The organism is Candidatus Halocynthiibacter alkanivorans, from assembly GCF_003333265.1.
Classification (GTDB): domain Bacteria; phylum Pseudomonadota; class Alphaproteobacteria; order Rhodobacterales; family Rhodobacteraceae; genus Halocyntiibacter_A; species Halocyntiibacter_A alkanivorans.
Genome location: NZ_QOLB01000117.1, coordinates 47,871 through 74,713 on the forward strand (window position 1 = coordinate 47,871; position 26,843 = coordinate 74,713).

A 26,843-nucleotide genomic window follows, 5' to 3' on the forward strand; every position below is an offset into this window, starting at 1 on the left:
CGCCCGGCCGGGTTTTGTGCGGCGGGATTTTGTGCGGGACTATTGTTAACGCTGGCCCGGCTTAACCCGGGTCTGGAATTGCGCGGCTTTGGTATTAATCCGCCATCACCGGCGGCGCTTTGCACACCATGGAGCATCTGACCTCATGCCAGGCGGCCTCATGATCCAACCCGACTTTCGCCAGCGCTTCCATTTCCTGCTGCGCCTCTTCCGCCACCGCTGTGGCCCGGGATTTAAGCTGATCCTGGCTCCAGTCCTGAATGTCCGCCGCGTATTGCGACTTCCAGAACTCCACTGTCGTCTGAATGATAAAAACCGTGTTCATGACCGCTCCCGGGCTGGGGACATGGGCCAACATAGCGGCTGGTGGCGGATTTGTCACATACAAGCCCGGCCAGGGGCAGAAGGTGGCAGGTCATTGCTCACGCCGCTGCGGAGTGTCGTTCCCGGCACCCATTATTCGCCCGGCACATCGTCGCGTTCCAGCATCCTGCCCCGTCGGCTTACCTGGCGCAGCGGCGCGCTGCCAGCTGCCCAGTCTGGCGTCCGAGCCCGGCGCTCAGTGCCGGGTGCTCAATGCCGGGCGCTCAACCCTCAGTGCATCCGTTGCGCCCCGAAGCACACGCTGTGCCGGATCAGGCCAGACGCGCCCCAATCACTTCGATGGCTTTGGCCACTGCGGCCTCAATGCTCAACTCCGATGTATCGATCAGCACCGCGTCATCGGCGGCTTTCATCGGTGCGGTGTCGCGCTCCGCGTCGCGCTTGTCCCGCGCCATAACATCGGCGAGCACGGTTTCAAAACGGGTCGCATCGCCGCTGGCCGTGAGTTCCAGAAAGCGGCGTCTGGCGCGGACTTCGGCGGAGGCGGTGACAAAGAGTTTCACCTCCGCATCCGGGCAGATGACAGTGCCGATGTCACGCCCGTCCAGCACCGCGCCACCGTCGCGGCGGGCAAATGCGTGCTGAAACGCCACCAGTGCTGCGCGCACTTCCGGGATCACCGCCACTTTGGAGGCAGCCTCGGCCACTTCGGCGCTGCGCAGATCTTCGCGTTCCAGGTCTTCAGGCTGCAGCGCCCGGGCGGCCTGAAGTGGCTCCATGCCAGCCATCACTTTGCGCCCGGTGGCGCGGTACAGCAGGCCGGTGTCCAGATGGGCAAAGGTAAAATGCGCCGCCACCGCTTTGGAAATTGTGCCCTTGCCCGCCGCTGCGGGGCCGTCGATTGCGATGGTAAACTTCATGCGCCTGCCTTTTTGATCCTGTACCGGCGCCACAGCACCCAAAGCGCGCCCAGAATAAGGGCGCTCATTGCCCCCATATCGCAGACAGATTTGAGGATTGTCCAGCGGCTTGCGGCCGCGACCAGTTCCGCGTCCACAGCATCTGCCAGCAGCAACCGGGCAACAGCGGCGTTTTCCAGGTAGTCGGCAGACTTGCCGGTCACCACTACGGCGATCAGGCCAAGGCGCAGCCAGCCGGTGAACAGCAGCCACAAGCCCAGTGCCAGCGTCAGCCCCATCAGCGCCGGATAAACTGTGTCCAGCCGGTGCTGCACTGTCAGGTAAAAACCCCGTGCCGGATTGGTAAGCGCGGCGAGAAACGCCTGCGCCTGCGGCAGGTCATACCCACCCGGGCGCATGTCAAAAGGCATCAGCCCGCCTGCCCCCGCCGCGATTTTGGGCAGCGACCACAGCACCATCACCAGATAGAGCGTGAAGGACAGGGTCAGCAGGGTCCAGAACAGGCTGCGCATGGGGCCTCCGGGTGGCGGGTTCGGGCAAATGGTGGCTCCCTCTAAGGGGTGCGTTTTCTTAGCATCAGCCAGCGTCCCGTCCAAATATAATTCGCATTCCGGCCCCCGGATCGTCGCCTCAGGCCGGGCGGTATCAGCGCCGGGCAAGAGAGGGTCAGTGACGTGTCAGGCGGCGTTTGCGCCCGCGCCACAAAGCAAGCAGCACCGCAAAACACAGGGCGAGCAGCAGAAATTTGACGCTGGTTGCGGTGCCGGCACGGGTGGCGAGTGTTGCGGGCACCTGGCCCAGTTGCGGGTCCGTGAGCCGCAGCAACATTGCGTTTTCCCACCAGTCCGTGACCAGGTAGGCGGGCGCCAGAGACCAGAGCAGGGTTTCCGCGCGCCGCCGCGCCAGTTGATACAGCGGCAAGGCCAGGGTTGCCGCCAGCAGCAGCGCTGTCACCGCATCGACGCTGCGTTGAAATGTGGCGTATTTTGCCAGCCCCTCCGGCCCCAGAGCGGCGCGCCAGGCTGTGATATCGGCCGCGTCGTACCCCATTGGCCGCGCTTCAGGCAGCGTCAGACCACCGCTCATTGCCGCAAAACCCGGCACATAGAGGAACACCACCACCGCCAGCGCGGTGGCTGTGAGCGATGCCAGCAGCACATAGAGGAGGATTTTACCGGCCATAGATCAGGTCTGGCGGCAAAATATCAACAAACGGTAAAGGGGCGCGCCCGACGCCCCGCACCATATCAGCTGTTGTCGCGTGTCAGCTTTGCACCCAAACCACCCATCAGGGGTTCAAACACCGGGAAAGACGTGGCGATCGGGGTGCCGTCATCGATCCGCACCGGCTTTTGCGCCGACATGCCCAGCACCATGAAAGACATCGCGATGCGGTGGTCCAGATGGGTGGCACAGGTGCCGCCGCCCGGCACATTGCCGGCGCCCATACCATGCACGATCAGCGTGTCTTCATCTTCCTCAATGGTGACACCACAGGCCTCAAGACCGCGCGCCATCGCGTCAATCCGGTCGCTTTCTTTCACCCTCAGTTCTTTGACGCCGCGCATCACGGTTTTGCCGGTGGCATTGGCGGCCACCACAGAGAGCACCGGGAATTCGTCAATCATCGAACTGGCGCGTTCCGGGGGCACTTCAACGCCTTTAAGTTCGCTAAAGCGCACCCGCAAATCAGCCACAGGTTCACCGCCCTCAATGCGCGCATTTTCAAAAGTGATATCGGCGCCCATTTCCACCAGCGTGGTGTAGATGCCATTGCGGGTGGTGTTCTGGCTGACACCAGGCACCAGAATATCAGAGCCCGGCACGATCAGCGCCGCACAGGTCGGAAACGCAGCCGAACTTGGATCGCGCGGCACTGCCACGTCCTGAGGTGTCAGCTCGGGCTGACCGGTCAGGGTAATCTTGTGGCCTTCCGGCGTGTCCTCGGTGGTGATTTCAGCGCCAAAGCCCGCCAGCATACGTTCAGTATGGTCACGGGTCTTTTCTTTCTCGACCACCACGGTTTTGCCCGGCGCGTTCAGCCCCGCCAGCAGCACTGCAGATTTCACCTGGGCCGAGGGCATCGGCGTGGTATATTCCACCGGCACCGGATCTTCCGCGCCAACCAGCGTCAGCGGCAGACGGCCGCCGGAGCGGCCATAAGATGTCGCGCCAAACAGCGCCACCGGATCGGTAATGCGTCCCATCGGACGTTTGCGCAGCGAGCCGTCGCCGGTGAAGGTCACCGCAAACGGCGACGTCGCCACCAGCCCCATGATCAGGCGCACGCCGGTGCCGGAATTGCCGCAGTCGATCACCTGGTCCGGTTCGGAAAAGCCACCAACACCAACCCCGTGCACCGACCATTCGCCCTCGCCGGTGCGGGTGCAGGTGGCGCCGAGCGCCCGCATCGCCTTGGCGGTGTCCAGCACATCGTCGCCCTCAAGCAATCCGGTGATACGGGTCTCGCCCACCGCCATCGCGCCAAAAATCAACGCCCGGTGGGAGATCGACTTGTCGCCCGGCACCTCGGCCACTCCGCTCAGGGGACCGCAGGCGCGGGAGCTCATCGGGATTGGGTCACCGTGACCAGACATGGGCGCTTCCTTTTTGTAACTTTATCCCGTGGTGATAGCGCAGCCACGCGGCCCGGTAAATGCATATCCCGGCTTCTTTTTGGCAACAATATCCCCGCCGGAGGCTCTTACTTTTTCAGCGGCCTGCGCTTTGGCGCCTGCCGCTACAGCTTGCGAAAGGTCAGATAATGCGGTGTGCGCTCTTCGCGCAGCGCTTTTTGCTCATAGCGGGTGGATATCCAGTCGCCCCAGGGCTGCTGCCAGTCGCCAGGCCCTTCGGCCAGCCATTCAAACCCGGCGCGCGGCACCTCTTCCAGCGTCTGGCGCACATAATCTTCAATATCGGTGGCAACGCGGAATATCGCCCCGGGTTTCAACACCCGGTTCAAGGGCTGCAGATGCTCCTGGGTGACAAAACGGCGCCGGTGATGGCGTTTTTTCGGCCATGGGTCCGGGTACAGCAGAAAGGCACGATCAATGCTGGCCTCGGGCAGCACATCAAACAGGTGGCGCGCATCGCCGGGGTAGATCGCGATATTATCCGCTTTGGCCTGACGGATCTTGCCCAAAAGCATCGCCACGCCGTTGATAAAGGGCTCGGCGCCGATGATCGCCACATCCGGATTTTGCACCGCCTGATGCACCAGATGTTCACCCCCGCCAAAGCCGATCTCAAGCCAGACCGGCTTGCTGTCAAAACGGGCGGCCAGGTCCAGATCCACGCGGTCGGGGTTCTCTTCCCAACTCACCGCACCGGGTGACAATGCCGTCAGATCTTCCTCCAGAAAGGTCTTTTGACTGTCGCGCAGGGTCTTGCCGCGGAAACGACCATAAAAATTGCGCCAGGGCGCGCCTGACGGGTGTTTGCCGTGTGGATCCTGAACTTCGTCTGACATGGTCTGCCCCGTCTGCTTGCTGGCTGGTAACAGCCGGTCTCGTCGCCAATTTGACGGCGCAGGTCAAGAGCAAGGGCCGCAATAACGGGGTTTTTCGCCGCTTCCGCCTGAAATACCGCTGGGAATTGCGCGTCAGCGGGCCACAGCTCTGTTTCAACAAACCAGCGCGCGGGCCCGGCCCGCGCTCCGCCTGGTCACGTATTCTGGCCCGCTTGTTGTGGTCAGGGACCATCGGCGGTCAGCGCACCAAATACAAAAAGGGGCCGGCCCGGCGGCCTGCCCCTTTTGATCTTATAGTTGAAACTCAGTGCTGAAACGGATCAGACCGCCTTTTGCAGCGCCTCAATCAGATCGGTGCGCTCCCAGCTGAAGCCGCCATCGGCCTCGGGCGCGCGGCCAAAATGACCATAGGCAGACGTGCGCGCATAGATCGGCCGGTTCAGCCCGAGATGTTCGCGGATGCCGCGCGGGCTCAGATCCATCGCCGCATTGATGGCGCGCTCAATCGCCTCGGGCGCAACGTCGCCGGTGTCAAACGTATCGGCATAGATCGACAAAGGTTTGGCGACACCGATGGCATAGGACAACTGGATCAGGCATTTTTTCGCCAGACCTGCCGCCACCACGTTTTTGGCCAGATAGCGCGCCGCATAGGCTGCCGAACGGTCCACTTTGGTCGGATCTTTGCCGGAAAACGCACCACCACCATGGGGCGCAGCGCCGCCATAGGTATCGACGATGATCTTGCGCCCGGTCAGACCTGCGTCGCCGTCGGGGCCGCCAATGACAAATGTGCCGGTCGGGTTGACCCACCATTCGGTGCTCTCGTCAATCCAGCCCTCTGGCAGAACTTCGCGGATATAAGGCTCCACGATGGCGCGGATGTCGCCGCTGGTCTGGCTTTCGGACGCGTGTTGGGTGGAGAGCACGATCGAGCTCACCCCCACTGGCTTGCCATCGACATAGCGCAGCGACAGCTGAGATTTGGCATCCGGGCGCAGCGACGGCTCGGTGCCGTCTTTGCGCACTTCTGCAAGACGGCGCAGAATGGCGTGGGCATAATGGATCGGCGCTGGCATCAGCTCGGGCGTTTCATCCACCGCATAACCAAACATGATGCCCTGATCGCCAGCACCTTCTTCTTTGCCTTCAGCGGCATCAACACCCTGGGCGATATGGGCCGACTGCGGGTGCAGATAGTTCTGCACCTTCAGCGTATTCCAGTGGAACTCATCTTGCTCATAGCCGATGTCCCGCACGCATTCGCGCGCAATACCGTCGACTTTTTCCAGGTATTCTTCCAGACGGGCCTTGTTGGACAGGCCGACTTCGCCGCCGATCACCACCCGGTTGCTGGTGGCAAAGGTTTCGCAGGCGACCCGCGCTTCGGGTTCCTCGGTGAGAAACGCATCCAGCACCGCATCAGAAATGCGGTCGCACAGCTTGTCCGGATGGCCTTCAGAAACCGACTCCGAGGTGAAAATGTAGTTTTGACGATTCATGGGGTAGTGCTCCATTTAATGACACCGTCACGCCAGGAAGCCGTTGTGACGGGTATGTTTCATGCGATAGCGGTCATGGGTTCAGGCGTCAACGGTCTTTTGCCGGCGCCAGCGCAGCGAGATCAGCGCCAGCAGCAAAAGCAGGGCTGTGAGCGGCATATCACCTGTGCGTGAATAAAGCGTGACCGGCAGCGCGCCGGGCAGCGTCGCATCCACCCAGCCCTGCGTATTGAGCGGCAGCGCGACCAGGCTCTGCCCACGCGCATCAATCACCGTCGAGACCCCGGTATTGGCAGCGCGCAGGAAGGGCAGCCCCTGCTCTATCGCGCGCATTTTAGCCTGGGCCACATGCTGCAGCGGACCGGCGCCATTGCCAAACCAGGCGTCATTGGTGATTTGCAGGATCCAGTCCGGCCGCTCTGTGCCGCGCAGGTCCTGCGGGAAGATCGCCTCATAACAGATCAGCGGCATCACCTTGCCAGCCGCGCCGAGATCCAGCAGGCGCGGCCCGGGACCCGGGGTGAACCCATAGCCTTTCTGCGCGGTAAAAGCGCTGAGACCAATGCGCGCCAGCAGTTCCGGGAAGGGCAGATATTCGCCAAAAGGCACCAGGTGGGCTTTGTCATAGACATCCGTGACCGGGCTGGCATTGATGCCAATGCTGCCGGTGTCAGCAATGGAACCGTTACTGCCGTCCGCACTGCCATCCTGATTGCCACCGAGCACCGCCATCGAATTATAGGCACGCCCTTCGTCATAGCGCTGAATGCCCAGCACCACCGGCACTCCGGCGGCGGCCGCCTCGACCCGGTTCAGCGTCTCACCGGGGAACTCCAGATAGGCCGGCACCGAAGTTTCCGGCCAGATGATCAGATCGGGGCGCGGCGCGCCGTCCAGCGCCGGTGCGGCGGTGAAGTCGAGCAGCCGGTTAAAAAACACCGGCATATAGTCCGGATCCCATTTTTGCTCCTGGGCGGCGTTGGGCTGCAGCAGACGTACAGTCACCCCGGTTGCTTCGGGCAGGGGCTGCGCGAGGCGTTGCAGGCCAAAGCCCCAGAGCAGCGCTATACCGGCCAGCGGTGCGGCCAGCATAAGCGCTGCGCGCCGGCGCGCGCTGGCAGAGGTCTGAAACAGCAGTGCAGCCGTGGCAAGAGCGGCCGCAAACACCATGGTCAGCGTGTTCAGCCCGTGCGGCCCGATCCAGGCCACGCTTTGCGCCACCGGGGTTTCAGTCCAGGCATAGCCGGGCAGTGCCCAGGGAAAACCGGTAAACAGATAAGAACGCGCCAGACCGGCAAGCCCCATCAGCAGCGCCCAGCGCCAGAGCCCGGCGCCGCTGCGCCGCGCCAGATACGCCGCCAGCGCCCAGAACAGCGCCAGGCCACCTGCCAGCCCGACGAGCGCAAAGGGTGCCATCCAGCCGGTGCTGGCCGCATCCACGAGAAAGGGCTCAATAATCCAGTTGAGCGAGACCACAAAATAGCCGAGACCGCCAAACCAGCCGCTCCAGGCGGCGCGGCGCGCGGTGGTGCTGCGGTGATGGAGAAAGGCGAGTACGGCGAGGCCCAGCAGGGTTGCGGGCCAAAGAGAAAACGGCGCCTGGCCCAATGCGGCCAGCGCCCCCGCTGCAAAAGCGAGGGCCAGGATTTTTCGGTTCATATCAGTTCTTTTTAATGTTGGGACAGCGCACCCGGATGCGTTTGATCCGGCGTGGATCCGCATCCACAATTTCAAATTCAAGCCCCGAATAATGCGGGATCACTTCGCCACGCACCGGCAGCCGGCCGGCGAGCATAGAGACCAGGCCTCCGAGCGTATCAATTTCGTCATCTTCCGCATCTGTGGCCAGATCCAGCCCCAGCACAGATTCAAATTCTTCCAGCGGGGTTTTGGCCTGAGCCAGGTAGACACCCGGTTTTTCCTCGGTCCAGAGCGTGTCTTCTTCGACATCATGCTCGTCTTCGATGGCGCCCAGAACCTGTTCGATCAGGTCTTCAATGGTCACCAGGCCGTCGACACCGCCATATTCATCGATCACCAGTGCCATATGCATGCGTTCGCTCTGCATTTTCTGCAGCAGAACACCGATTGGCATCGAGGGTGGCGCAAACAGCAAGGGCCGCACCAGCCGGTTGATGTTGAAATCCTTGTCTTCGCCGTTAAAGCCGTAACGCAGGGCGAAATCTTTCAGGTGAATCATGCCCACGGGCGTGTCCAGCGTATCGGCATAGACTGGCAGCCGCGACAACCCGCTGCCGCGAAACACCGCCAGCAGTTCTTCAGGCGAGATATCCTCAGACACAGACACGATGTCCGCACGCGGCAGGGCCACATCTTCCAGCCGCAGGCTGCGCAAGCTGGCCATGCCCAGAGGCATGGTGGCACTCACAGAGGCGCCATTGGCACTGGCGCCACTGCTGACAGGGCCGGAGGTATCTTCAGATGAGAATGCATCCGCGAGACGGGCAAAAAAGCCGCGTTCCGGAGCGTGGTTTGATCCCTGCGCGCCCAGCGCTGCAGTAGAGGATCCGTCGGTGTCGTCCATTGAACCTTTCCAGTGTTTATGCCCCCGGGTGGGGACGCATTACGAATATGGGTCAGACAGGCCCAGGGTTGCAAGGATTTCCACCTCTAACCCCTCCATCAGGGCCGCGTCTTCTTCACAGATGTGATCATAACCCAACAGATGCAAGACCCCGTGTACCATAAGATGGGTTACATGCGCCTTAAACGGCTTGCCGGCCGCATCTGCTTCGCGGGCGCAGGTGTCATACGAGATCGCGATATCGCCCAGTTCTTCGGCCATCACCGTGCCGGGCTCCGGGCGCTGCGGGGTGCCGCCCGGGGTGGATGCGGCGCGCTCATCAGAGGGCCAGGACAGCACGTTTGTCGGCGTTTCTTTGTCGCGGAACTCGGTGTTCAGGACCGCGATACGGGTGTCATCACAGCCCAGCAGCGCGATTTCAAACCCGTCTGCCCCAAAGCCCAGGTGGCTCAGAGTCGCATTTGCTGCCTGCGCGGCAAGTGTGTCCAGATCTGCCGCGTCCCACCGGGGATCTTCACAGATCGTATCAACCAGTTCGTCCATGTCCTTGCCTCTGCGCCGCTGCGTGTTCGCTGTCGGCGTCATAAGCTTCGATGATCCGCGCCACAAGGGGGTGGCGGACCACGTCTTTGACGGTGAAATAGTTGAAACTGATCTTGTGGATGCCCTTGAGCAGACGTTCCGCGTCGCGCAGACCAGAATGGGTGCCGCGTGGCAGGTCGATCTGGGTGCGGTCGCCGGTGATCACCATGCGCGAACCTTCGCCCAGCCGGGTCAGGAACATTTTCATCTGCATGGTGGTGGCGTTCTGCGCCTCATCCAGCACCACAAAGGCGTTGGACAGGGTGCGGCCGCGCATAAAGGCCAGCGGCGCGATCTCGATCTTTTTATCCTCGATCAGTTTGGCCACCTGTTTGGAGGGCAAAAAGTCGTTCAGCGCGTCATAAAGCGGCTGCATATAGGGGTCGATTTTGTCTTTCATGTCGCCGGGCAGGAACCCAAGCCGTTCGCCGGCCTCCACGGCAGGGCGCGACAGGATAATGCGGTCGACCTGGCCCGACAGGAACATCGAGACCGCAACCGCAACCGCGAGATAGGTTTTGCCGGTGCCAGCAGGGCCAATGCCAAAGGCGAGTTCGTTATTAAACAGGCTCTCTACATAGGCTTTTTGCGCTTCTGTGCGCGGCTCGACCTGTTTTTTGCGGGTCTTGATCTCGACGTTGCCGCCTTTGAACATCTCAATCTGGTCGCCGGCCCGGATGCCGGTGCCCTTCACGCTGTCGCCCATGCGGATCTGACCGTCAATCTCGCCCTGATCAATACCATCGCCGCGGCCTGATTCCAGTTTGGCGTAGAGATCCTCCAGCACATGGGTGGCGGCCTCGACACCGGCGGTGTCGCCATAGACGGCCAGCGCATTGCCGCGCCGTATGATCTGAACGGAAAGTTTCTGCTCTATCCGGGCAAGATTACTGTCAAATTCGCCGCAGAGGTCGATCAACAGTCGGTTGTCAGGAAATTCCAGCGTGGCGTTCTGGAGGTCAGCCAGGTCTTCAGGTCGATGTGTAAGTGTGCCGGTGCCCAAAAATCTCTCCGCTTGCAGAGGTGTGTTTCAATCATGGTGCCAAGATATTGCGGCGGGCGCAAGACAGAACACAACATAGTCAGCAGATATCAGCTTACGTGAGGGGTCAAAAGAAACGGCCCCCGGAGTGTTCCGGAGGCCGCGAAAGAGTGCAGATTGTGATCAATCTCAGCGATTTGATCAGATCGGGTCGCCCACCGCGGTGCCGAGGCGAAAATTGCCAACGGCAGTGTTGGGCGGCGCGATGCCCGAGCAGACCGGGCGGCCGTCGGGGTCAAGCCGGGAGGTCAGATAGCCTTCGGTGCCATCATCAATGATCCAGTGGTCACAGCCATCAGAATCAATCCAGATCCCGGCTTTGAGCTCAGAGAGGTCTTTGGAATCGACAAAGAGGTCGACCGATTTGTCCAGTTTGGACTGCATCCCGCCGACACAGGCGGACAGGAACAGCGTGGCGGGAAGCAAAAGTGCAGGTTTAAACAGGATCATGATCTTGCTCCTCAGCGAATGCAGATGATTTCAACACGGCGATTCTGGGCCATGCCCGCGACGGTGCTGTTGGTGGCTTTGGGCTGACGTTCGCCAAGGCCGCGCACTTCAGCGACCCGGGCGCCGGCGGCACGGGCGATATTGGCCACCGCATTGGCGCGGTTTTCCGACAGGCGCATATTGTAGGCGTCCGAGGCGCGGGAATCGGTGTGGCCGACGATGCGGAAGGCCACGGCCTGCTCTTTATTGAAAAAGTCGGTGAGAGAGCGGCGCCCGCTGGCGGAGATCGAATATTTGTCGGTGGCAAAAAGCTGATCCGACGGCAACACCGCGCAGATGTTGCTGCGCCGGCACACCGGCCTGCCCTCGCGGTCGAGGCGGTTGTCCATGTAACCTTCCCAGCCGTCGTCCATCACCCAGTGCTCACAACCATCGGGGTCAACCCAGATCGCGGGCGTGTAATTTTCGCCCCGCACAACGCGGTTTGTCTCTTGTGCGAAGACCGCGGAGGTCACGAATGTCAGGATAATTGCCCCGACCGATACAAAGGCGGCCAGCTGGCGGCTGACCTTCAAAATTATGTTAGACACCGTAGCACCCCTTGATAAAAATTACTTGTCCCGGCCGAAGTTCCGGAGAAATCGCCCGGCACCGAGTTTCACCGAAAAAATTTAACAAAATCTGGCGACAAGTGAAGCAAAAACAAGGGTGATGTCGCCGGGGCGGCGACATAGATGCGATTGCAGGCACACTGTTTCCCAAAAGCCTACCAATTCAGACCCTGGTCACAATTCTGAAGCCTCGTTAACCAGTTATATCAGTTCTCCGGCGAGGGAATTGCTTGAGCTGGAGGTGATTCTCACCTGGCGAATCTCGCCGCGGGACACCTCTGGCGCATAGACATGCACTGCGTGAAGGTGGTCGGATTTGCCCACCATCTGACCCTCGAGACGGCCGGGTTTCTCGAACAAAACATTAACAATACGGCCCACCATGGCAAGTTGCGCCGCCTTCTGCTGTTCGCTCAGCAACGCCTGCAGACGCTGCAGCCGGTCGTCCGCTTCAGACGGGTCGACCAGGGCGCGTTCGGCCGCCGGGGTGCCGGGGCGCGAGGAGTACTTAAAGGAATAAGCCTGGCCATAGTTAACGGCGCGCACCAGGGCGAGCGTGTCCTGGAAGTCTTCTTCGGTCTCGCCGGGAAAGCCGACGATGAAGTCGCCCGACAGCAGAATATCGGGGCGCGCCGCTCTGATACGTGCGATCACCGACAGGTATTCCGCTGCAGTGTGCTTGCGGTTCATCAGCTTGAGGATCTTGTCGCTGCCCGACTGAACCGGCAGATGCAGATAGGGCATCAGCTTGTCACAATCGCCATGGGCGGCAATCAGGTCGTCTTCCATGTCATTGGTATGAGAGGTGGTGAAACGGATGCGCGCCAGCCCGTCAATTTCCGCCAGCTTGCGGATCAGACGCGCCAGGCCCCAGTCTTTGCCGTCCTCGCCAACCCCATGATAGGCGTTGACGTTCTGGCCCAGCAGAGTGATTTCGCGCACACCACGTTCAACCAGATCGCGGGCTTCGCGCAGGACCCGGTCCACCGGGCGGCTGACTTCGGCGCCGCGGGTATAGGGCACCACACAGAAGGCACAGAACTTGTCGCAGCCCTCCTGTACCGTCAGGAAAGCGGCGGGGGCGCGGCGGGCTTTGGGCCGCGCCGGCATATGCTCAAACTTGTCTTCTTCGGGAAAATCGGTGTCCAGCGCCGTGTTGCCTTTGGCGGTCTCTGCCTCAAGCGCAGGCAGGCGGTGATAGGACTGCGGCCCCACCACCAGGTCCACGGCGGGCTGACGGCGCATGATTTCCGCGCCTTCAGCCTGGGCAACACAGCCGGCAACCGCGATTTTCACTTCAGGCCTGGCCGCTTTGAACGCTTTCATCCGCCCCAGCTCGGAATAGACTTTTTCGGCGGCTTTTTCGCGGATGTGACAGGTGTTGAGCAGGATCATATCCGCATCATCAGGCCTGTCGGTGGTAACATAGCCCGAAGTGCCCAGCGCTTCGGCCATGCGTTCGCTGTCATAGACGTTCATCTGACAACCGTAGGTCTTGATGAAAAGCTTCTTTGCGTCCGCCATGGTTTCGCCCTTTGCCACCTGAATTAAGCGCTGTGTCCTACACCCAACAGGGGCAGATCGCAACGCTTGCATTTGTGCCGCGGTTCATGGGAGTTTGAGCCCGGCGCGGCATTGCGCGCGATACAGGGCGTAACATGCGATATTATAGTCTGAAATCCTTTTTAAGCGATGGGGGAGACGCCCTGCGCGAGGGGCCGGTCGCAATCATCCTGGTCGAGGATCTGATTGAGGTTGAGACCACCATCCGCCATCACCTGCATCTCGGCTTTAAATCGGTGATCGTGCTGGCGCCCGAAGAGCTGGAGCTGGTGGAACTGACCGAAAGTCAGGTGCACCGTGTCACCTGCGCAGTCAATGAAGAAGCCGCGATGCTCAAAGCGGTCAATGCGATCTGCGCTGCGGCGCCGGGGCTGTGGTTTTTCTACTGTTACAACGCAGAATATCTGTTTTTCCCTTATTGCGAAACGCGCAGCATCGGCGAGATGCTGAGTTTCCACACTGAGGAACGGCGAGACGCGATGCTGACCTATGTGGTCGATCTTTACGCCGGGGATCTCGGCGAATTCCCCGACGCGGTGACGCTGGAAGACGCGCATCTGGACCGGTCGGGTTATTATGCGCTGGGGCGCCATGTGGCCGGAAATCACCACGATATGAAAGAACGCCAGCTGGATTTTTATGGCGGGCTGCGCTGGCGCTTTGAAGAACATGTCCCGGCGCCGCGCCGCCGCATTGACCGGGTGTCGCTGTTCCGGGCTCAAGACAGCGTGACCCTGCTGCCGGGTCATGTGTTCAGCGACGAGGAATACAACACCTACGCCTGCCGCTGGCATCACAATCTGACTGCGGCAGTGGCCTCGTTCCGCACCGCAAAGGCGCTGCGCAGCAACAGCGGATCGCGCGCTGCCATCGACACGTTCAAATGGCATAATTCGGTGCCGTTTGACTGGCATTCCCAGCAATTACTGGATCTGGGGCTGATGGAACCGGGGCAATGGTTTTAGCTTGGTGAGGCCGGGTAGTGGTACCGGGCTGTGCCTCCCGGCAGCGTCTCGCTGAAGTGTCTCGCGGGAGTGTCTCAGGCGGTCATTCCGGTCTGAGGTTCAGGGCGGTGTTTCCGCTCGCAGAGCCGGGCCGCCTCTGGCCCTGGTGCAGGGGCAAGGGCAAGGGCAAGGACTCCAGATGACCGGTGCCTCCGTTTCAGGCCATGACCGGGCCCTGCCACTGTTGCAGGTGCCAGTGGTCATGACCGGCGCCCACGCTACTGGCCAAAACCGCGCCCCTGCCCCTGCCCCGGAACCAGTTATAGTCCTGTCACACCGAGCGGGTCAGCCCGCCGTCGATGCGGATATTCTGGCCGGTGACATAGGCCGCCACGTCTGAGGCCAGGTAGGAGATCAGCCCGGCGACCTCATCAGAGGTGCCATAGCGTCCCATCGGAATGCGCGCCTTGCGCTCATCGGTCTCTGGCAGGCTGTCGATGAAACCGGGCAGCACATTGTTCATGCGCAGATTGTCCGCCGCGTAGCGGTCCGTAAACAGTTTGGTGAAACTGGCCAGCGCAGCGCGAAATACGCCGGAGGTCGGGAACAGCGGGTCGGGTTCAAAGGTAGCGAAGGTCGAGATGTTGATGATGCTGCCGCCGCCCCGGGCTGCCATCAGCGGGGCGACCATGCGCGTGGGCCGGATGACATTGAGCAGATAGAACTCCATGCCCAGATGCCAGTCGTCATCCGAAATCTCCAGCACTTCGCCTTTGGGTCCATGGCCCGCTGAGTTGACCAGCACATCGATACGCCCCCAGCGCTCTGTCGCCAGATCCACCAGCGCCTGAAGATCGTCAGGCGACTGGTTGGAGCCGGTGACACCCACACCGCCAAGCTCTTCTGCCAGCGCCTGGCCTTTGCCCGAAGAGGACAGCACCGCGATCCGGTGGCCGTCCGCCGCCAGCCGGCGCGCGGCGGCAGCGCCAAGCCCGCTGCCGCCGGCGGTGATAAGAGCAACTTTCTGCGTATCCATAACAACATTCCTTTTGCTAAAGCTTGCGCCAGTCTGATCCGGTTCTGGCGGCTTGACTAATCATGTCTCATCGCTTCAGGCTGTAGAAAATCTACTGGCTGACATGAGGCAACGATGCGCATACCCAATCTGAACAGCTTGCGGATGTTTGATGCCGCCGCCCGGCATCTGAACTTCCGGCTGGCCGCCGAAGAGCTGCACCTGAGCCAGGGCGCGGTGGCCCAGCAGGTGCGCCGGCTGGAGGCAGATCTCGGGGTGGTGCTGTTTCACCGCCAGGCGCGGGGGCTGGCGCTGACGGATCAGGGGCGCAGCTATCACCTGCCGGTGCGCCGGGCGCTGGCCCTGATTGACGGTGCGACCCGTGCGCTGCACCCGCAGGTGCTGCAGGTGACGCTCAGCGTGCCGCCGTCTTTTGCCGCCAAATGGCTGGTGCCACGGCTGGCAGAGTTTGCCCGCCAGCACCCGGATATCGATCTGCAGACCGTGGCCAGCGAATCCATCGCCAGTTTCCGCAACGACGGCGTCGATATTGCCATCCGCCAGGGCTGCCCGCCTTTTGGTGCCGGGCTGCGGGTGGATCTGCTGGCGCCGCTGGATCTCTGCGCCGTCTGCAGTGAGGGTTATGCGACGGAAAGCCCGGCAGTGCACGCCGCCGGTGATCTGCTGCGTCATCTGCCGGTCCAGGACGGTCACCGCCACTGGGACCGGCTGTTTCACCACCTGCCCCACTGGCCGGAGCAGCGTATTTTGCAGTTCAACCAGACCGCTCTGGCACTGGAGGCCGCCGCAAATGGCCAGGGTGTGGCGATTGCGCCGCGCATTCTTGTGGAGACCGATCTGGCCAGTGGCCGGCTGGTACAGCTGTGGCAATTGCCGGTGCAGGATGCCTCTGGTTTTTACGTGGTGTGCCCGGATGATGCCGGTGACAAAACAGCGCAAAAAAGGCTGACAGGCTGGCTTCTGGCTGAGGCCGGAGCGTGACGACCACATCGTTGCCCCTGCTTTACTTTGCGGAAAGCGCACTTATGTATGAGAGCCACCACACCGGACCCGCCCGGTTTACAGGGCGGATCGCCCGTTCCAATTGAAAGACCCAAAGATGACCGAGATCAAATCCGGCGACACTGTTCGCATCCATTACACCGGCACACTGTCTGACGGCGCCGTGTTCGACAGCTCGGAAGGGCGCGACCCGCTGGAATTCGAAGTCGGCTCCGGCATGATTATCACCGGGCTCGACAAAGCGTTGCCCGGCATGGTGGTGGGCGAGCGGAAAAAAGTGGTGATTGCGCCGGGCGAGGCCTATGGCCATATCGACCCCGCCGCGCGCCAGGCCCTGCCGCGCGCCCAGATTCCGGACGATATCCCGGTTGAGATTGGGTTGCAGCTGCAGATGCAGAGCCCCGAGGGCCGGGTGATCCCGGTGACCATCGTGGAGGTCTCGGAGGAGACGGTGACGCTGGACGCCAATCACGCGCTGGCCGGCAAAGAGCTGACCTTTGATTTTGAGATCGTCTCGATCAACTGAGCCGCGCCAGAAATGATTGAGAAAGGGCGCCTGCGGGCGTCCTTTTTTGTGCCTGCCGGTCATGCGGGCTGGCAGGCTTGCGCATGGAAGATCGTGGCTGGATGCCGATTGCGGCAGTTTCATGATGCCCCCCCGGGCAGTCACGGGCCCGGCTGGACATTTATGACAGGTCTTTGCCCTGCTTGCGATTCCCCGGCCGGGGTCCCGACGAAATCTGAACGCCCCCTGACCACATTATTGACAGGTTCGGCTGGCTAGTGGTGCTGGCAATTTCAGCCACAGAACGACTATTTCAACGCCCGTACATCAATCACAATTAAACCAGCATGAGAGTATTTCAGATGAAGATATTATTGTCGTCCCTTGCCGCCGCCGTTGTGCTTACGGCGTGCACCGTCAATCCGCAAAAAGCAGAGGTGCGCAGAAACGCCTTTATTCAGAAGGCGTTTCCAAACCCTGCCGACCAGCGCGGGCTGGATCTGTTCATACCGCTGGAATCTGCGGGCATCTACCCGACGCTGCAGATCTCATATTTCACCCAGGAGGTCAGTGAGCCTGAAGTCAGACGGCGGGCGGCGTCGTTTTGCGCACGGCAGAACAGCCCACGCCTGACCGGCCAGGCTGTGATCGAAAGGGATATCGGCTATGGCACCCGGACAATTCCCGGTCGCCCTGCCAGGCAGATCCGTACAATATTCTATTCCTGCGTCAAGTCGGCATAGAGCGGGACGAAAGTTTCAGCGAACACACCGAAAGGGCGCCTCCGGGCGTCCTTTTGCTGCCTGATTGCCAGGCGGGCTGGCGGCAGAGCGCTGTGCGGACCGGGGCAAGACACTCTGTGCGACGGGGCCCTGCGTTTCTTGCGACGGGTTTTATCGTTTCCGGGCCGGTGAGATCCCCCCTGCATTGGGGGCTATACGCCCTCATCCATGGCTCCGTCCCAGTCACAGACGACAACATCCTGCGTTTCACGGGCACCCAGTTTGCGGTACAGCGCCCTTGCTGCAGCATTATTGGCTTCAGTCGCCAGCCAGATGCCCCGGCATCCCCGCGCCCGCGCCAGTTGCAACAGCCGCCGAAGCAGCGCCGTTCCGATGCCGCGCAGGCGCATGTCTTTGCTGACGCCGACTTCACTGATCAGGAATGCCGGTGGCTTGTCGGGATGCAGCAGCACGCTGCCTGACGCCATACCGACAATTTTACCGGCGACCACGGCTATGATCATTTCATGCCCTGGATCCGCGATAAATGCCGCAAGTTGCACCAGGTCAACCGGGTGATCAAAGACATCGGCCCCCTCCAGCAGCCAGGCATTTTCAGCTCCGAGATGACGGATTTGTATTTTGTCCTGCATGGATCGATTTGAGCCCAGGTTGCTGCGTTTGGCAACTGCAGCGCTGACCGCAGCGCAGGGCGGCACAGGGGGCACGCTGGCGGAGATACGACCAAAGAGATGCCGCCAAAGGCGTGCCCCGGCGACGTTGTCGGTCCGTGTCAGATGTGCAATGGTCCGGCAAAATTTCCGAGGAGTGGAATGCCGTGACCCTGGACAATTCTTTCGGTCTTCCGAACACCCATATTCAGATGCTGGCACCCGCCGCCGAGCTTGATTTCTTTGATCAACAGTCGGTGCGCCTGCCAAAAAACCTGAGCGCCACTGATGCGTGGATCAACATCATATCCCGTCCGGCGCCCCTTCTGAAAATGGCGTTTTCTATCCGGGACGCGGTATCGGCCCTGTTTGGGGTAAAACGTATTGGCGGGTTTACCGGCCAATATCCGGAAACCGTCAAAGTGGGAGACAAGCTCGACTTTTTTCTGGTTGAGCATGTCTCTCCGGATGTTCTGACCCTGACCGCGCGGGACCGGCACCTGGATGTCATGACCTGTATTTCGCTCAGCCGGCAGGTGTTGACCATCACCTCTTCCGTCAAAACCCATAACAGATTCGGGCGGTTCTATATGTTGCCCGTAGCGCCGGTTCACAGGCTTCTTGTGCGCAGTGATCTGAAGCGTCTGCGCCGGGCGCTTTCCTGAGTTTCAAATATTTCCAACGCCCCCCAAGAATCGAGACGAGACATGCGCGACACATTACGCCAAAAGATTATTGAGACCTGTGACCGTAAAATCGCACAAAAAGGACCGGGTGTGGGCCTGTCGTTTTATGCGTTTTTTGCCAATAAGAACGACGACCCTGCCCTGTTGATGGAGGCAGCCAGTTGGTGGATCGAGCGCCATAAGCTGGATCATTTCGAAAAAGCGGTGAAGATACGGGATATGGTGCTGCAGGGGGTGTAACAGGCGCGTTCGGGCGCAGGCGCTGCCGGGAAATTCGCCGCTGTACGCCACAGGCCGCGCCTGGCCGCAGCGCATAAAGTGACTTTGGCGGCAGGGAGAGCCGGTTTTCGCCTCAGATGTGCGCGCACCCCCCCTTTTCCCGGCCAATCACGGCGGCGGGCACATGCTGGTGACGTGGCACCGACGCATCGAAACTGCGTCATTTTGTCAATTGTCAAAGAAATCCTTGCAAAGGATGCCGCATCGACCTAAATGACCCTGGCTAACGTTTTTCTTTTTCGACCCACTGTCTCCCGGTTTCCGGCGTTCAGTCTTTCGATCCAGACCGACCACGCCAGGTTGCCGCACGATGCGGGCATCACAAATCAGGAGACTACGGATATGGCCAATGGCACCGTAAAATGGTTCAACACTACTAAAGGCTTCGGCTTTATCGCACCCGACAATGGCGGCAAAGATGTGTTCGTACACATTTCTGCAGTTGAGCGTTCCGGCCTCACCGGCCTGGCCGACAACCAGAAAGTAACTTTCGACATCGAATCCGGCCGTGACGGTCGTGAGTCCGCTATCAACCTCGAACTGGCCTAAGCCTTTACGAGCGCATAGTTTTTGAGACGCGGCCCCTTCACGGGGGCCGCGTTTTGCGTTTCCGGACCCGGGTGTGTCCCGGCTTGAGATGACTTTCCCGACCGGCGTGCAGCGGGCGCAATATCGTACCCTGCAAAGTCGTGTCGTTCCTGATCGCCGCCGCCACAATCGCAATGGTCGCGACGCGCCGGACGCGCCTGTCAGCGGGAGCCGGTGACAAAGCGTAACGCCCGGACCGGCAGCAGGATATATTGCGGTTCGCGCAACAACTCAGTGCACTGATGAGATTCGGGGCGAATCTGTGATTGCACAGGTTTGACGAAAAGAATCAGCCGCACCGGCCCAGCGCTTTTTTCCCAGCATGCCGGCGTGCCCTCGCTTTGACGGGGAATCACAGAACAGGGGACGTGCCTTTACCTGTGTCATTTCAGAGGGCTGGCAAGTCAGCGGAGCGGGTATGCAGACCAGGTGTTTCAAAAGGGGCGCATCAATGGCGGGGTTTGGACCTTGCTGCCGCCACCGCTGGCACACATCCGGGCGGAAGGCTGGCGGGCATTACCCATCTGATGCGAAACTGAGCTGCCTGCAAACTGCCCCTGCCCCACCTGGTCGCGCCGGACGGTGGATAGCAGGCGGAAAGACGGCTGCAGAGCGGTCAATGACATCAGGCCAGGATTCAGGGCACGATTCGGGCCGCGATCCGGGCCAGGCGCCGGCTTCAGCTGTGTTGAGACCTGCATTTCAGCGCGGCGGACACAGGTCAGCGTTTTTTGCGCACCCGGATCACCACATCGACCTTGTAGATTTCGGTGCCGTCAGGCGCGTCGGGCAACCGGGCAAATTCCAGATGCTCTTTGGGCGCGTCGGTCAGCTCAGAGCTGTCTTCAAAATAGAAATGCGGGTGGTCATCAACGCGGGTGTCAAAATAGCTTTTGGCGCCCTCGATGGTGATCTCCTGCACCAGCCCCACTTCGCAGAAGACCCGCAGTGTGTTGTAGACCGTCGCCAGAGACACCTGTAAGCCGCTGGCACGGACCGAGGCAAACAGGCCTTCGGCGGTGACATGGCGGTCCTGGCCGTCGCCGACCATCAGCGCTGCAAGTGCGAGCCGCTGTTTGGTGGGACGAAGGTCTGCCTGGGCCAGCCATTGCTGCCCCCGGATCACACTGAGATCGGTCATGTTGTTGCCACTTATCGTCCGCTTCTGGTTTCGCACTTACTATAGGGTGCGCTGGCGTTGTGAATCAAACAGAAAACACTGTCTGACAGCTCTGTGGCCCCGGCCGCGCCTCTTGCCCCCGCTTCCCTGCGGATGCTAGAGGGAGAGGTAAGAAAACAGACTAAATTCAAGGGACCGGCTGAATGGCACAATATCCGACAAGTTTTGACAAAGAAGAATTGCTGAAATGTGCGCGCGGTGAGCTGTTCGGCCCGGGAAACGCACAGCTGCCGGAACCGCCGATGCTGATGATGGACCGGATCACTGAGGTCAGCTCGGACGGCGGCGCCCATGGCAAAGGCCATATCGTGGCTGAGTTCGACATCAACCCGGACCTGTGGTTCTTTGGCTGCCATTTCCCCGGCAATCCAATCATGCCCGGCTGTCTCGGGCTGGACGGTCTGTGGCAGCTGACCGGGTTCAATCTGGGCTGGCGCGGCTGGCAGGGGCGTGGCTACGCGCTGGGTGTCGGTGAGGTCAAGCTGACCGGCATGGTGCGCCCGGAACGCAAGATGCTTAAATACTATGTTGATTTCACCAAAGCCATTCAGAACCGCCGGTTGACCATGGGGGTGGCCGATGGCCGCGTCGAGGCCGACGGTGAAGTGATTTATCTGGTCAAAGACATGAAAGTGGCGCTGTCTGCAAGCTGACAGCTGCCACCACGGAATTACAGGGTACAGGAGTAGGCATATGCGCCGCGTCGTCGTCACAGGTCTGGGGATCGTTTCCTCTATCGGCAATTCAGCCGAAGAAGTCACCGCCGCACTGAAAGCGGGCAAATCGGGCATCGTTGCCAGCGAAAGCATGACGGAGCACGGCTTTCGCAGCCGGGTTGCCGGCGCACTGAATGTGGACACCAAAGCGCTGGTGGACAAGCGCACCCTGCGCTTCATGGGCGATGGCGCCGCTTATGCCCATATCGCTATGAGCCAGGCCATCGCGGATTCCGGCCTGGGTGAGGATGACGTGGTCAACCCGCGCACCGGCCTGGTTGCCGGCTCCGGCGGCGCCTCGACTTCGGCAATGCTGGTGGCACATCAGACGGTGCTGGAAAAAGGCGCCACCAAACGCATCGGCCCGTTCGCGGTGCCAAAATGCATGTCCTCGACCATCTCCGCCAACCTGGCGACGGCGTTCAAGATCAAGGGCGTCAACTATTCCATCACCTCGGCCTGTTCCACCTCGCTGCATTGTATCGGCAATGCGTCCGAGCAGATCATGATGGGCAAGCAGGATGTGATGTTTGCCGGTGGCGGTGAGGAACTTGACTGGACCCTGTCCTGCCTGTTTGACGCCATGGGCGCGATGTCGAGCAAGAAGAACGATGATCCGTCCAAAGCTTCGCGCGCTTTTGACGCCGACCGCGACGGGTTCGTGATTTCCGGCGGTGGCGGCATTGTGGTGCTGGAAGAGCTGGAACATGCGCTGGCACGCGGCGCAAAGATCTATGCGGAAGTGACCGGCTTTGCCGCAACGTCTGACGGCCATGACATGGTGGCACCATCGGGTGAGGGCGGCGAGCGGGCGATGCGCCTGGCGCTTGAAACCCTGCCAGAGGGCCGCAAGGTCAGCTATATCAACGCCCATGGCACCTCGACCCCGGTCGGGGACGTTGGCGAAATCGACGCGGTGCGCCGGGTGTTTGGCGAAGGCTCCACCCCGCCGGTCAGCTCGACCAAATCGATGACCGGTCACGCCCAGGGCGCCGCCGGCGCGCTGGAGGCAATTTTCTGTCTGCTGATGTTGCAGGATGATTTCATCGCCCCGTCGATCAATGTCGAGACACTTGATCCGGCGATCAATCCGGGTGAGATTGCCACGGAATTTGTTGCGGATGCGGGTCTGGACACGGTGATGACCAACAGCTTTGGCTTTGGTGGTACCAATGGCTCTATGCTGCTTTCGAAATACAACGGGTGAATTGAACATGGCTGATCTGATGAAAGGCAAGCGCGGGCTTGTCATGGGTGTCGCAAATGCACGTTCCATTGCCTGGGGCATTGCCCAGGAGCTGGCCAATGAGGGCGCGGAACTGGCGTTTTCCTACCAGGGCGAAGCCTTTGGCAAACGGCTTGAACCCCTGGCGGCCAGCGTCGGCTCCGACTTTCTGGTCGATGTCGATGTGACCGACCCGGAGGCAATGGACCGCTGTTTCAAACAGTTGGAAGACCGCTGGGGCCAGCTGGATTTTGTGGTGCATGCCATCGCTTACTCTGACAAGAGCGAGCTGACCGGGCGGTTTATCAATACATCTGTCGAGAATTTCAAAAACTCGCTGGCAATCTCCTGTTATTCCTTCATCGACGTGGCGCGGCGCGCAGCGCCTCTGATGAAAGAAGGCGGCACGCTGCTGACGCTGACCTTTGAAGGCTCCAACCGGGTGGCACCGAATTACAACGTTATGGGCGTGGCCAAAGCGGCGCTGGAAAGTGCCGTGCGCTATCTGGCCAATGACCTCGGCCCCGAAGGCATCCGGGTCAATGCGATCTCGCCCGGCCCGATGAAGACGCTGGCGGGGGCCGCGATCGGCTCGGGTCGCAAAACCTTCCGCCACACCGAGGCCAATGCGCCGCTGCGCGCCAATGCGACGCTGGAAGCGATTGGCGGCACCGCGGTTTACCTGGCCTCTGATTATGGCAAGTGCACCAGCGGCGAAGTGATCCGGGTGGACGGTGGCTTCCACGTGCTCGGCATGCCGCAACCGGACAATATCTGAGCCAGGCAACTGGCCGGGCCGCCGCCTGCCGCCCGTCGCCGTTCTGAACATCGCAAAACGCGCCCCGGAGAGATCCGCGGGCGCGTTTTGCAACTGCGCTGCGACCATAGCGCGCACCGGCGGCGCGTGCCCCGGCCCCCCTGGTGCAGCGCCGCGCAATAAATCTCTTTTCAATGCATCATTTGCCGGTTATGTTAATTAACACAATGGGAAAATAACACGCACGCGGCCGGAACTGTCCGGTTCGCGGCGTTTGGGTAACGTGGAGAACTCAAAATGACAGAATTGACAATGGGCGTGAGCTGGCTGGCCGTGTTCGTCGGTGCGGGGGCCTCGTTTCTGGTCGGCTGGCTGTGGTTTTCACAAAAGCTGTTTGGCACCAAATGGGCCGAAGGCTCTGGCGTCAAGCTGGGCGATGCCAATGAAATGCCTGCCGGCGCCATGGCGCTCCAGATCATCGGCCTGTTGCTGATGAGCTGGTTTGTCGGTGTGACCGCAGTGTCCAGCGCACTGCTGACAGTGACTCTGGCCACGGTGGCCTTTACCGTGCTGGCCTATTCCGGCGGAATGTTCAGCCAAAAATCGAAATATGCCCGCGGCACGGAAGCCGGATACTGGATCGTCAGCCTGGTGATCATGATCATCAGCCAGGGCATTTTCCGCGGCATGTAAGATCTGACGGCGCCGGAACAGCCTCCGGCGCCACCCTGCTCCGTTCTGTCGCACTTGCTTTTCTGGCCCCTGTGGGAGCGACGTGCAGCATCACAGATTGCCCGCAAACCCGGGCCGCCCTCTCGTCGCAGGTTTAGAAACGCGTCCGGGCTGCACGCCTGACGGGCGCGGCTGGCCAGACGGCCCCGGCTGTCTCATGCCAAAGCCTTTCAAACCCTTTCAAATCCCGGCACATCATGCCACCATGTTGCAAAGGAGTTGCTTTATGGCTGCAAAAGTCGCGGTATTTGATGCTTATGGCACGTTGTTCGACGTGGCCTCCGCCGCGCGGCGGGCGGCCTCAGAACCCGGGCGCGAAGCGTTTGCCGCCTGCTGGGAGACCCTGTCGGCCAACTGGCGCGAACGGCAGCTGCAATACAGCTGGTTGCGCGCCATCACCGGGGCACATACGGATTTCTGGACCGTCACCCAGGAGGCGCTTGACTGGGCCCTGGAGGCGTCAAAGCTTGAGGATGACGATCTGCGTCAGCGGCTGTTGTCGCTCTATTGGGAACTGGCGGCGTTTGACGAGGTGCCGGCAATGCTGGCGCAGTTGAAACAGGACGGGCTGTCCACCGCAATCCTGTCCAACGGGGCGCCGGATATGCTGGCGGGTGCGGTCTACTCCGCCGGCATTGAGCTGTACCTCGACGCCGCCATATCGGTGGAAGATGTCGGTGTGTTCAAACCCGACGCCAAAGTCTATCAGATGGTCTGCGACCGGTTTGACTGTACGCCTGAAGAGGTGTTTTTTGTGTCCTCCAACGGCTGGGACGCCGCCGGCGCCAGCGGCTTTGGCTTTCAGACACTGTGGGTCAACCGCGCCGGACTGCCGCGCGAGCGCCTGCCCTGGGAGCCGCGCTGGGAACATTATGACCTGCGCAGCGTGACGGAATTAGTGAAAGAAATGTAATGAAGGTGTTCACCACCGGCGACGGGCGACGCCTGAGTTATGCGGATCATGGCACGGGACCGGTTCTTTTGTGCCTGGCGGGGCTGACCCGCAATATGGATGATTTTGAACCAGTGGTGGCCTTTGCCAGTGACCGCGCCCGGGTGATCCGGCTTGATGCACGCGGGCGCGGCGCTTCAGAGCATGATCCGGACTACCACAATTACAACATTATGCGCGAATCCATGGATGTGGTGGAGCTGCTGGACCATCTGGGGTTGGAGCGCGTTGCAGTGCTGGGGACTTCGCGCGGTGGACTGTTGGCGATGATGCTGGCGGTAAGCCATCCGGAGCGGCTGGCCGGTGTGATGCTGAACGATATTGGTCCCGAGATCGACAGCGCTGGTCTTGCGGCGATCATGAGTTACCTGGGCCGCGCGCCGCGTTTCCAGACGCTTGAGGAGGCGGCCGCGGGCCTGCCGGCGCTGATGGGGCGTGATTTCCCCGGGTTTTCACAGGACGGCTGGCAGCACTATGCGCGCCGGCTGTGGCGTGAGGGCGACCGGGGGCTGGAGCTGCGCTATGACCCGGCGCTGCGCCAGGCGGTTGAGACCCAGGCTTCGGCAGGCCCTGTGCCGGATCTCTGGCCGATGTTTATGGCCCTCGACGGCGTGCCCCTGGCGCTGTTGCGCGGCGCGAACTCCAACATTCTTTCCTTAAAAACTGCAGCAAAAATGCAAGCACTGCGGCCGGATATGATTTACAGCACAGTGGCTAACCGAGGCCATGTGCCGTTTCTGGATGAGCCGGAAGCGCATGATGTTCTGACCCGTTTCCTGGATGTACTTGATGGTTGATATTTCGATGATCCGCGCCGCAGCGACCCGCCTGATCGGGCATGCGCGCCTCACTCCCATGCTGCAGTCGCCGTTTCTGGACCGCATTGCCGGACGCCGGGTCTATGTCAAAGCGGAATGCCTGCAGCACACCGGGTCGTTCAAATATCGCGGCGCCTGGGCGGCAGTGTCGGCACTGGATCCGGCGATCCGCACCCGGGGCGTGCTGGCGTTTTCCTCCGGCAATCACGCCCAGGGCATCGCGCTGGCCGCAAGCCAGCATCAGGTGCCGGCGGTGATCGTGATGCCGTCAGACGCGCCAGCCGTGAAAATCGAAAACACCCGCGCGCTGGGGGCTGAAGTGGTGCTTTATGACCGCGAGCGAGAGGACCGAGATGCCATCGCCGCACCCCTTGCTGAGGCACGCGGGCTGACACTTATCAAACCTTATGACGATCCCGAGGTGATTGCGGGCCAGGGCAGCACCGGGCTGGAGATCGCGTTTCAGGCGCGCTGCGAACGCATCCGCAATGCCGATGTCGCCATTTGCTCAGGCGGTGGTGGTCTGGCCACCGGCGTGGCGCTGGCGCTGGAGGCGGACGCGCCGGACCTACGGGTGCGCACAGCCGAGCCCGCCGGCTTTGACGATTTCGCCCGCTCCCTGGCCTCGGGACAGCGCGAAAGAAACCCCCGCATGGGCGGATCGGTCTGTGACGCGATCCTGACTCCCGCGCCCGGCATGCTGACCTTGCCGGTGATCTCGCGGCTGGGCGGGCCCGGTCTGGTGGTCACGGATGAGGAAGCCATGCGCGCGATGGCGGCGGCGTTTTCCCGGTTGCGGCTGGTGCTGGAGCCTGGCGGTGCGGTGGCGCTGGCGGCGGCGCTCTATCATCCGGATGAATTTCAGGGCGACGCGGTGATCTGCATCGCCACCGGCGGCAATGTGGACAGCGCCGTTTTTGCCGAGGCGATCAGCCGCTTTGGAGACGGCTCTTGAGCGCCACGCCTCCGAAAAACGGCAAGCCCGGGGCACAAGACACATCGGGCACATCAGCAGAGCC

Annotated in this window: 31 protein-coding genes and 1 riboswitch; of the genes, 14 read left to right on the forward strand and 17 right to left on the reverse strand. The window is 61.2% G+C overall.

From position 1 onward, the window contains the following. Nucleotides 1-94: 94 nt before the first annotated feature. From DWA01_RS14330 to miaB, 14 genes are all read right to left on the reverse strand, one after another. Complete coding sequence (locus DWA01_RS14330; protein ID WP_114286493.1) at nucleotides 95-325, reverse strand: hypothetical protein; 231 nt, start codon at nucleotides 323-325, stop codon at nucleotides 95-97. Between the two features lie 310 nt (nucleotides 326-635). Continuing rightward, nucleotides 636-1,244, reverse strand: coding sequence for a (d)CMP kinase (locus DWA01_RS14335; protein ID WP_114286494.1), 609 nt, complete (start codon nucleotides 1,242-1,244; stop codon nucleotides 636-638). Continuing rightward, complete coding sequence (locus tag DWA01_RS14340) at nucleotides 1,241-1,756, reverse strand: hypothetical protein (protein ID WP_114286495.1); 516 nt, start codon at nucleotides 1,754-1,756, stop codon at nucleotides 1,241-1,243. Before DWA01_RS14340 ends, DWA01_RS14335 begins: the two co-directional genes overlap by 4 nt. A gap of 154 nt (nucleotides 1,757-1,910) precedes the next feature. Continuing rightward, nucleotides 1,911-2,426, reverse strand: a complete 516-nt coding sequence (locus DWA01_RS14345) for a hypothetical protein (RefSeq protein ID WP_114286496.1) — start codon at nucleotides 2,424-2,426, stop codon at nucleotides 1,911-1,913. Nucleotides 2,427-2,491: 65 nt separating this feature from the next. After that, a complete protein-coding gene (gene aroA, locus DWA01_RS14350; RefSeq protein ID WP_114286497.1) occupies nucleotides 2,492-3,841 on the reverse strand; it encodes a 3-phosphoshikimate 1-carboxyvinyltransferase in 1,350 nt (449 codons plus the stop codon). Nucleotides 3,842-3,984: 143 nt separating this feature from the next. After that, a complete protein-coding gene (gene trmB / locus DWA01_RS14355) occupies nucleotides 3,985-4,716 on the reverse strand; it encodes a tRNA (guanosine(46)-N7)-methyltransferase TrmB (RefSeq protein ID WP_114286498.1) in 732 nt (243 codons plus the stop codon). A gap of 320 nt (nucleotides 4,717-5,036) precedes the next feature. Next, complete coding sequence (gene metK, locus DWA01_RS14365) at nucleotides 5,037-6,218, reverse strand: methionine adenosyltransferase (protein WP_114286500.1); 1,182 nt, start codon at nucleotides 6,216-6,218, stop codon at nucleotides 5,037-5,039. A 7-nt stretch (nucleotides 6,219-6,225) separates the two neighbouring features. Next, nucleotides 6,226-6,273, reverse strand: a riboswitch (SAM-SAH riboswitch). A 26-nt stretch (nucleotides 6,274-6,299) separates the two neighbouring features. Beyond that, entirely contained in the window at nucleotides 6,300-7,877 is a 1,578-nt protein-coding gene (lnt, locus tag DWA01_RS14370; protein WP_114286501.1) for an apolipoprotein N-acyltransferase, read from the reverse strand. Nucleotide 7,878: 1 nt separating this feature from the next. Beyond that, nucleotides 7,879-8,763 carry a hemolysin family protein gene (locus DWA01_RS14375; protein ID WP_114286502.1) on the reverse strand — a complete coding sequence of 295 codons (885 nt, stop codon included), beginning with the start codon at nucleotides 8,761-8,763 and terminating at the stop codon, nucleotides 7,879-7,881. A 39-nt stretch (nucleotides 8,764-8,802) separates the two neighbouring features. After that, nucleotides 8,803-9,306: an rRNA maturation RNase YbeY gene (gene ybeY / locus DWA01_RS14380; RefSeq protein ID WP_114286503.1), complete on the reverse strand. Its 504-nt coding sequence runs from the start codon at nucleotides 9,304-9,306 to the stop codon at nucleotides 8,803-8,805. Next, entirely contained in the window at nucleotides 9,290-10,348 is a 1,059-nt protein-coding gene (locus DWA01_RS14385; RefSeq protein ID WP_235008559.1) for a PhoH family protein, read from the reverse strand. Before DWA01_RS14385 ends, ybeY begins: the two co-directional genes overlap by 17 nt. Before the next feature lie 180 nt (nucleotides 10,349-10,528). Continuing rightward, complete coding sequence (locus DWA01_RS14390; RefSeq protein ID WP_114286504.1) at nucleotides 10,529-10,837, reverse strand: hypothetical protein; 309 nt, start codon at nucleotides 10,835-10,837, stop codon at nucleotides 10,529-10,531. 11 nt (nucleotides 10,838-10,848) lie between these two features. Beyond that, nucleotides 10,849-11,427 carry an OmpA family protein gene (locus tag DWA01_RS14395; RefSeq protein WP_419187011.1) on the reverse strand — a complete coding sequence of 193 codons (579 nt, stop codon included), beginning with the start codon at nucleotides 11,425-11,427 and terminating at the stop codon, nucleotides 10,849-10,851. Nucleotides 11,428-11,649: 222 nt separating this feature from the next. Then, nucleotides 11,650-12,972, reverse strand: coding sequence for a tRNA (N6-isopentenyl adenosine(37)-C2)-methylthiotransferase MiaB (gene miaB / locus DWA01_RS14400; RefSeq protein WP_114286505.1), 1,323 nt, complete (start codon nucleotides 12,970-12,972; stop codon nucleotides 11,650-11,652). Nucleotides 12,973-13,106: 134 nt separating this feature from the next. Between miaB and DWA01_RS14405 the strand changes: the two genes are divergently transcribed. Then, the gene (locus tag DWA01_RS14405; RefSeq protein WP_114286506.1) at nucleotides 13,107-13,976 is read left to right on the forward strand and encodes a hypothetical protein; all 870 of its coding nucleotides are present in this window, start codon (nucleotides 13,107-13,109) and stop codon (nucleotides 13,974-13,976) included. Nucleotides 13,977-14,286: 310 nt separating this feature from the next. Here the strand turns inward: DWA01_RS14405 and DWA01_RS14410 are convergent, their stop codons facing one another. Beyond that, complete coding sequence (locus DWA01_RS14410; RefSeq protein ID WP_114286507.1) at nucleotides 14,287-14,991, reverse strand: SDR family oxidoreductase; 705 nt, start codon at nucleotides 14,989-14,991, stop codon at nucleotides 14,287-14,289. A gap of 114 nt (nucleotides 14,992-15,105) precedes the next feature. Here DWA01_RS14410 and DWA01_RS14415 point away from each other — a divergent pair, with 114 nt between their 5' ends. The 3 genes from DWA01_RS14415 (at nucleotide 15,106) to DWA01_RS14425 (ending at nucleotide 17,241) form a co-directional block, all read left to right on the forward strand. Beyond that, nucleotides 15,106-15,972, forward strand: a complete 867-nt coding sequence (locus DWA01_RS14415) for a LysR substrate-binding domain-containing protein (protein ID WP_114286508.1) — start codon at nucleotides 15,106-15,108, stop codon at nucleotides 15,970-15,972. Nucleotides 15,973-16,090: 118 nt separating this feature from the next. Further along, complete coding sequence (locus DWA01_RS14420; protein ID WP_114286509.1) at nucleotides 16,091-16,519, forward strand: FKBP-type peptidyl-prolyl cis-trans isomerase; 429 nt, start codon at nucleotides 16,091-16,093, stop codon at nucleotides 16,517-16,519. Between the two features lie 341 nt (nucleotides 16,520-16,860). Further along, entirely contained in the window at nucleotides 16,861-17,241 is a 381-nt protein-coding gene (locus DWA01_RS14425; RefSeq protein WP_114286510.1) for a hypothetical protein, read from the forward strand. 191 nt (nucleotides 17,242-17,432) lie between these two features. On the opposite strand, the gene DWA01_RS14430 is transcribed toward DWA01_RS14425, so the two are convergent. Continuing rightward, on the reverse strand, nucleotides 17,433-17,873 hold the full coding sequence (locus DWA01_RS14430; RefSeq protein WP_114286511.1) for a GNAT family N-acetyltransferase: 441 nt from the start codon (nucleotides 17,871-17,873) through the stop codon (nucleotides 17,433-17,435). Nucleotides 17,874-18,058: 185 nt separating this feature from the next. Here DWA01_RS14430 and DWA01_RS14435 point away from each other — a divergent pair, with 185 nt between their 5' ends. The 3 genes from DWA01_RS14435 to DWA01_RS14445 all read left to right on the forward strand — a co-directional run bounded on the left by DWA01_RS14435 (nucleotide 18,059) and on the right by DWA01_RS14445 (nucleotide 19,405). Beyond that, nucleotides 18,059-18,556, forward strand: coding sequence for a DUF2867 domain-containing protein (locus DWA01_RS14435; RefSeq protein ID WP_235008560.1), 498 nt, complete (start codon nucleotides 18,059-18,061; stop codon nucleotides 18,554-18,556). Nucleotides 18,557-18,598: 42 nt separating this feature from the next. Then, nucleotides 18,599-18,817 (forward strand): DUF6500 family protein, encoded by a 219-nt coding sequence (locus tag DWA01_RS14440; RefSeq protein WP_114286512.1) that lies wholly within the window; start codon nucleotides 18,599-18,601, stop codon nucleotides 18,815-18,817. 381 nt (nucleotides 18,818-19,198) lie between these two features. After that, nucleotides 19,199-19,405, forward strand: a complete 207-nt coding sequence (locus DWA01_RS14445) for a cold-shock protein (RefSeq protein WP_114286569.1) — start codon at nucleotides 19,199-19,201, stop codon at nucleotides 19,403-19,405. Nucleotides 19,406-20,165: 760 nt separating this feature from the next. Here the strand turns inward: DWA01_RS14445 and irrA are convergent. Then, entirely contained in the window at nucleotides 20,166-20,585 is a 420-nt protein-coding gene (gene irrA, locus DWA01_RS14460) for an iron response transcriptional regulator IrrA (protein ID WP_114286515.1), read from the reverse strand. A 182-nt stretch (nucleotides 20,586-20,767) separates the two neighbouring features. Here irrA and fabA point away from each other — a divergent pair, with 182 nt between their 5' ends. From fabA to DWA01_RS14495, 7 genes are all read left to right on the forward strand, one after another. After that, complete coding sequence (gene fabA / locus DWA01_RS14465) at nucleotides 20,768-21,277, forward strand: bifunctional 3-hydroxydecanoyl-ACP dehydratase/trans-2-decenoyl-ACP isomerase (RefSeq protein WP_114286516.1); 510 nt, start codon at nucleotides 20,768-20,770, stop codon at nucleotides 21,275-21,277. Between the two features lie 40 nt (nucleotides 21,278-21,317). Then, complete coding sequence (fabB, locus tag DWA01_RS14470; protein WP_114286517.1) at nucleotides 21,318-22,547, forward strand: beta-ketoacyl-ACP synthase I; 1,230 nt, start codon at nucleotides 21,318-21,320, stop codon at nucleotides 22,545-22,547. 7 nt (nucleotides 22,548-22,554) lie between these two features. Continuing rightward, a complete protein-coding gene (locus tag DWA01_RS14475) occupies nucleotides 22,555-23,343 on the forward strand; it encodes an enoyl-ACP reductase FabI (protein WP_114286518.1) in 789 nt (262 codons plus the stop codon). A gap of 276 nt (nucleotides 23,344-23,619) precedes the next feature. Continuing rightward, nucleotides 23,620-24,015 (forward strand): DUF1761 domain-containing protein, encoded by a 396-nt coding sequence (locus DWA01_RS14480; RefSeq protein WP_114286519.1) that lies wholly within the window; start codon nucleotides 23,620-23,622, stop codon nucleotides 24,013-24,015. A gap of 265 nt (nucleotides 24,016-24,280) precedes the next feature. Then, nucleotides 24,281-24,967 (forward strand): haloacid dehalogenase type II, encoded by a 687-nt coding sequence (locus DWA01_RS14485; protein ID WP_114286520.1) that lies wholly within the window; start codon nucleotides 24,281-24,283, stop codon nucleotides 24,965-24,967. Then, entirely contained in the window at nucleotides 24,967-25,803 is an 837-nt protein-coding gene (locus DWA01_RS14490) for an alpha/beta fold hydrolase (RefSeq protein ID WP_114286521.1), read from the forward strand. Before DWA01_RS14485 ends, DWA01_RS14490 begins: the two co-directional genes overlap by 1 nt. Beyond that, the gene (locus DWA01_RS14495) at nucleotides 25,796-26,779 is read left to right on the forward strand and encodes a threonine ammonia-lyase (RefSeq protein ID WP_114286570.1); all 984 of its coding nucleotides are present in this window, start codon (nucleotides 25,796-25,798) and stop codon (nucleotides 26,777-26,779) included. Before DWA01_RS14490 ends, DWA01_RS14495 begins: the two co-directional genes overlap by 8 nt. Nucleotides 26,780-26,843: the final 64 nt, after the last annotated feature.

Coding starts and splice junctions, on each gene's coding strand:
- DWA01_RS14440 (WP_114286512.1), top strand. CDS start 18,599: ATGCGCGACACATTACGCCAAAAGATTATTGAGACCTGTGACCGTAAA.
- ybeY (WP_114286503.1), bottom strand. CDS start 9,306: ATGGACGAACTGGTTGATACGATCTGTGAAGATCCCCGGTGGGACGCG.
- DWA01_RS14445 (WP_114286569.1), top strand. CDS start 19,199: ATGGCCAATGGCACCGTAAAATGGTTCAACACTACTAAAGGCTTCGGC.
- DWA01_RS14425 (WP_114286510.1), top strand. CDS start 16,861: ATGAAGATATTATTGTCGTCCCTTGCCGCCGCCGTTGTGCTTACGGCG.
- lnt (WP_114286501.1), bottom strand. CDS start 7,877: ATGAACCGAAAAATCCTGGCCCTCGCTTTTGCAGCGGGGGCGCTGGCC.
- DWA01_RS14415 (WP_114286508.1), top strand. CDS start 15,106: ATGCGCATACCCAATCTGAACAGCTTGCGGATGTTTGATGCCGCCGCC.
- fabB (WP_114286517.1), top strand. CDS start 21,318: ATGCGCCGCGTCGTCGTCACAGGTCTGGGGATCGTTTCCTCTATCGGC.
- DWA01_RS14345 (WP_114286496.1), bottom strand. CDS start 2,426: ATGGCCGGTAAAATCCTCCTCTATGTGCTGCTGGCATCGCTCACAGCC.
- DWA01_RS14485 (WP_114286520.1), top strand. CDS start 24,281: ATGGCTGCAAAAGTCGCGGTATTTGATGCTTATGGCACGTTGTTCGAC.
- trmB (WP_114286498.1), bottom strand. CDS start 4,716: ATGTCAGACGAAGTTCAGGATCCACACGGCAAACACCCGTCAGGCGCG.
- DWA01_RS14430 (WP_114286511.1), bottom strand. CDS start 17,873: ATGCAGGACAAAATACAAATCCGTCATCTCGGAGCTGAAAATGCCTGG.
- DWA01_RS14335 (WP_114286494.1), bottom strand. CDS start 1,244: ATGAAGTTTACCATCGCAATCGACGGCCCCGCAGCGGCGGGCAAGGGC.
- DWA01_RS14410 (WP_114286507.1), bottom strand. CDS start 14,991: ATGGATACGCAGAAAGTTGCTCTTATCACCGCCGGCGGCAGCGGGCTT.
- DWA01_RS14495 (WP_114286570.1), top strand. CDS start 25,796: ATGGTTGATATTTCGATGATCCGCGCCGCAGCGACCCGCCTGATCGGG.
- DWA01_RS14330 (WP_114286493.1), bottom strand. CDS start 325: ATGAACACGGTTTTTATCATTCAGACGACAGTGGAGTTCTGGAAGTCG.
- DWA01_RS14390 (WP_114286504.1), bottom strand. CDS start 10,837: ATGATCCTGTTTAAACCTGCACTTTTGCTTCCCGCCACGCTGTTCCTG.
- miaB (WP_114286505.1), bottom strand. CDS start 12,972: ATGGCGGACGCAAAGAAGCTTTTCATCAAGACCTACGGTTGTCAGATG.
- DWA01_RS14405 (WP_114286506.1), top strand. CDS start 13,107: ATGCGATATTATAGTCTGAAATCCTTTTTAAGCGATGGGGGAGACGCC.
- DWA01_RS14420 (WP_114286509.1), top strand. CDS start 16,091: ATGACCGAGATCAAATCCGGCGACACTGTTCGCATCCATTACACCGGC.
- DWA01_RS14490 (WP_114286521.1), top strand. CDS start 24,967: ATGAAGGTGTTCACCACCGGCGACGGGCGACGCCTGAGTTATGCGGAT.
- DWA01_RS14375 (WP_114286502.1), bottom strand. CDS start 8,763: ATGGACGACACCGACGGATCCTCTACTGCAGCGCTGGGCGCGCAGGGA.
- fabA (WP_114286516.1), top strand. CDS start 20,768: ATGGCACAATATCCGACAAGTTTTGACAAAGAAGAATTGCTGAAATGT.
- irrA (WP_114286515.1), bottom strand. CDS start 20,585: ATGACCGATCTCAGTGTGATCCGGGGGCAGCAATGGCTGGCCCAGGCA.
- DWA01_RS14340 (WP_114286495.1), bottom strand. CDS start 1,756: ATGCGCAGCCTGTTCTGGACCCTGCTGACCCTGTCCTTCACGCTCTAT.
- DWA01_RS14480 (WP_114286519.1), top strand. CDS start 23,620: ATGACAGAATTGACAATGGGCGTGAGCTGGCTGGCCGTGTTCGTCGGT.
- metK (WP_114286500.1), bottom strand. CDS start 6,218: ATGAATCGTCAAAACTACATTTTCACCTCGGAGTCGGTTTCTGAAGGC.
- aroA (WP_114286497.1), bottom strand. CDS start 3,841: ATGTCTGGTCACGGTGACCCAATCCCGATGAGCTCCCGCGCCTGCGGT.
- DWA01_RS14475 (WP_114286518.1), top strand. CDS start 22,555: ATGGCTGATCTGATGAAAGGCAAGCGCGGGCTTGTCATGGGTGTCGCA.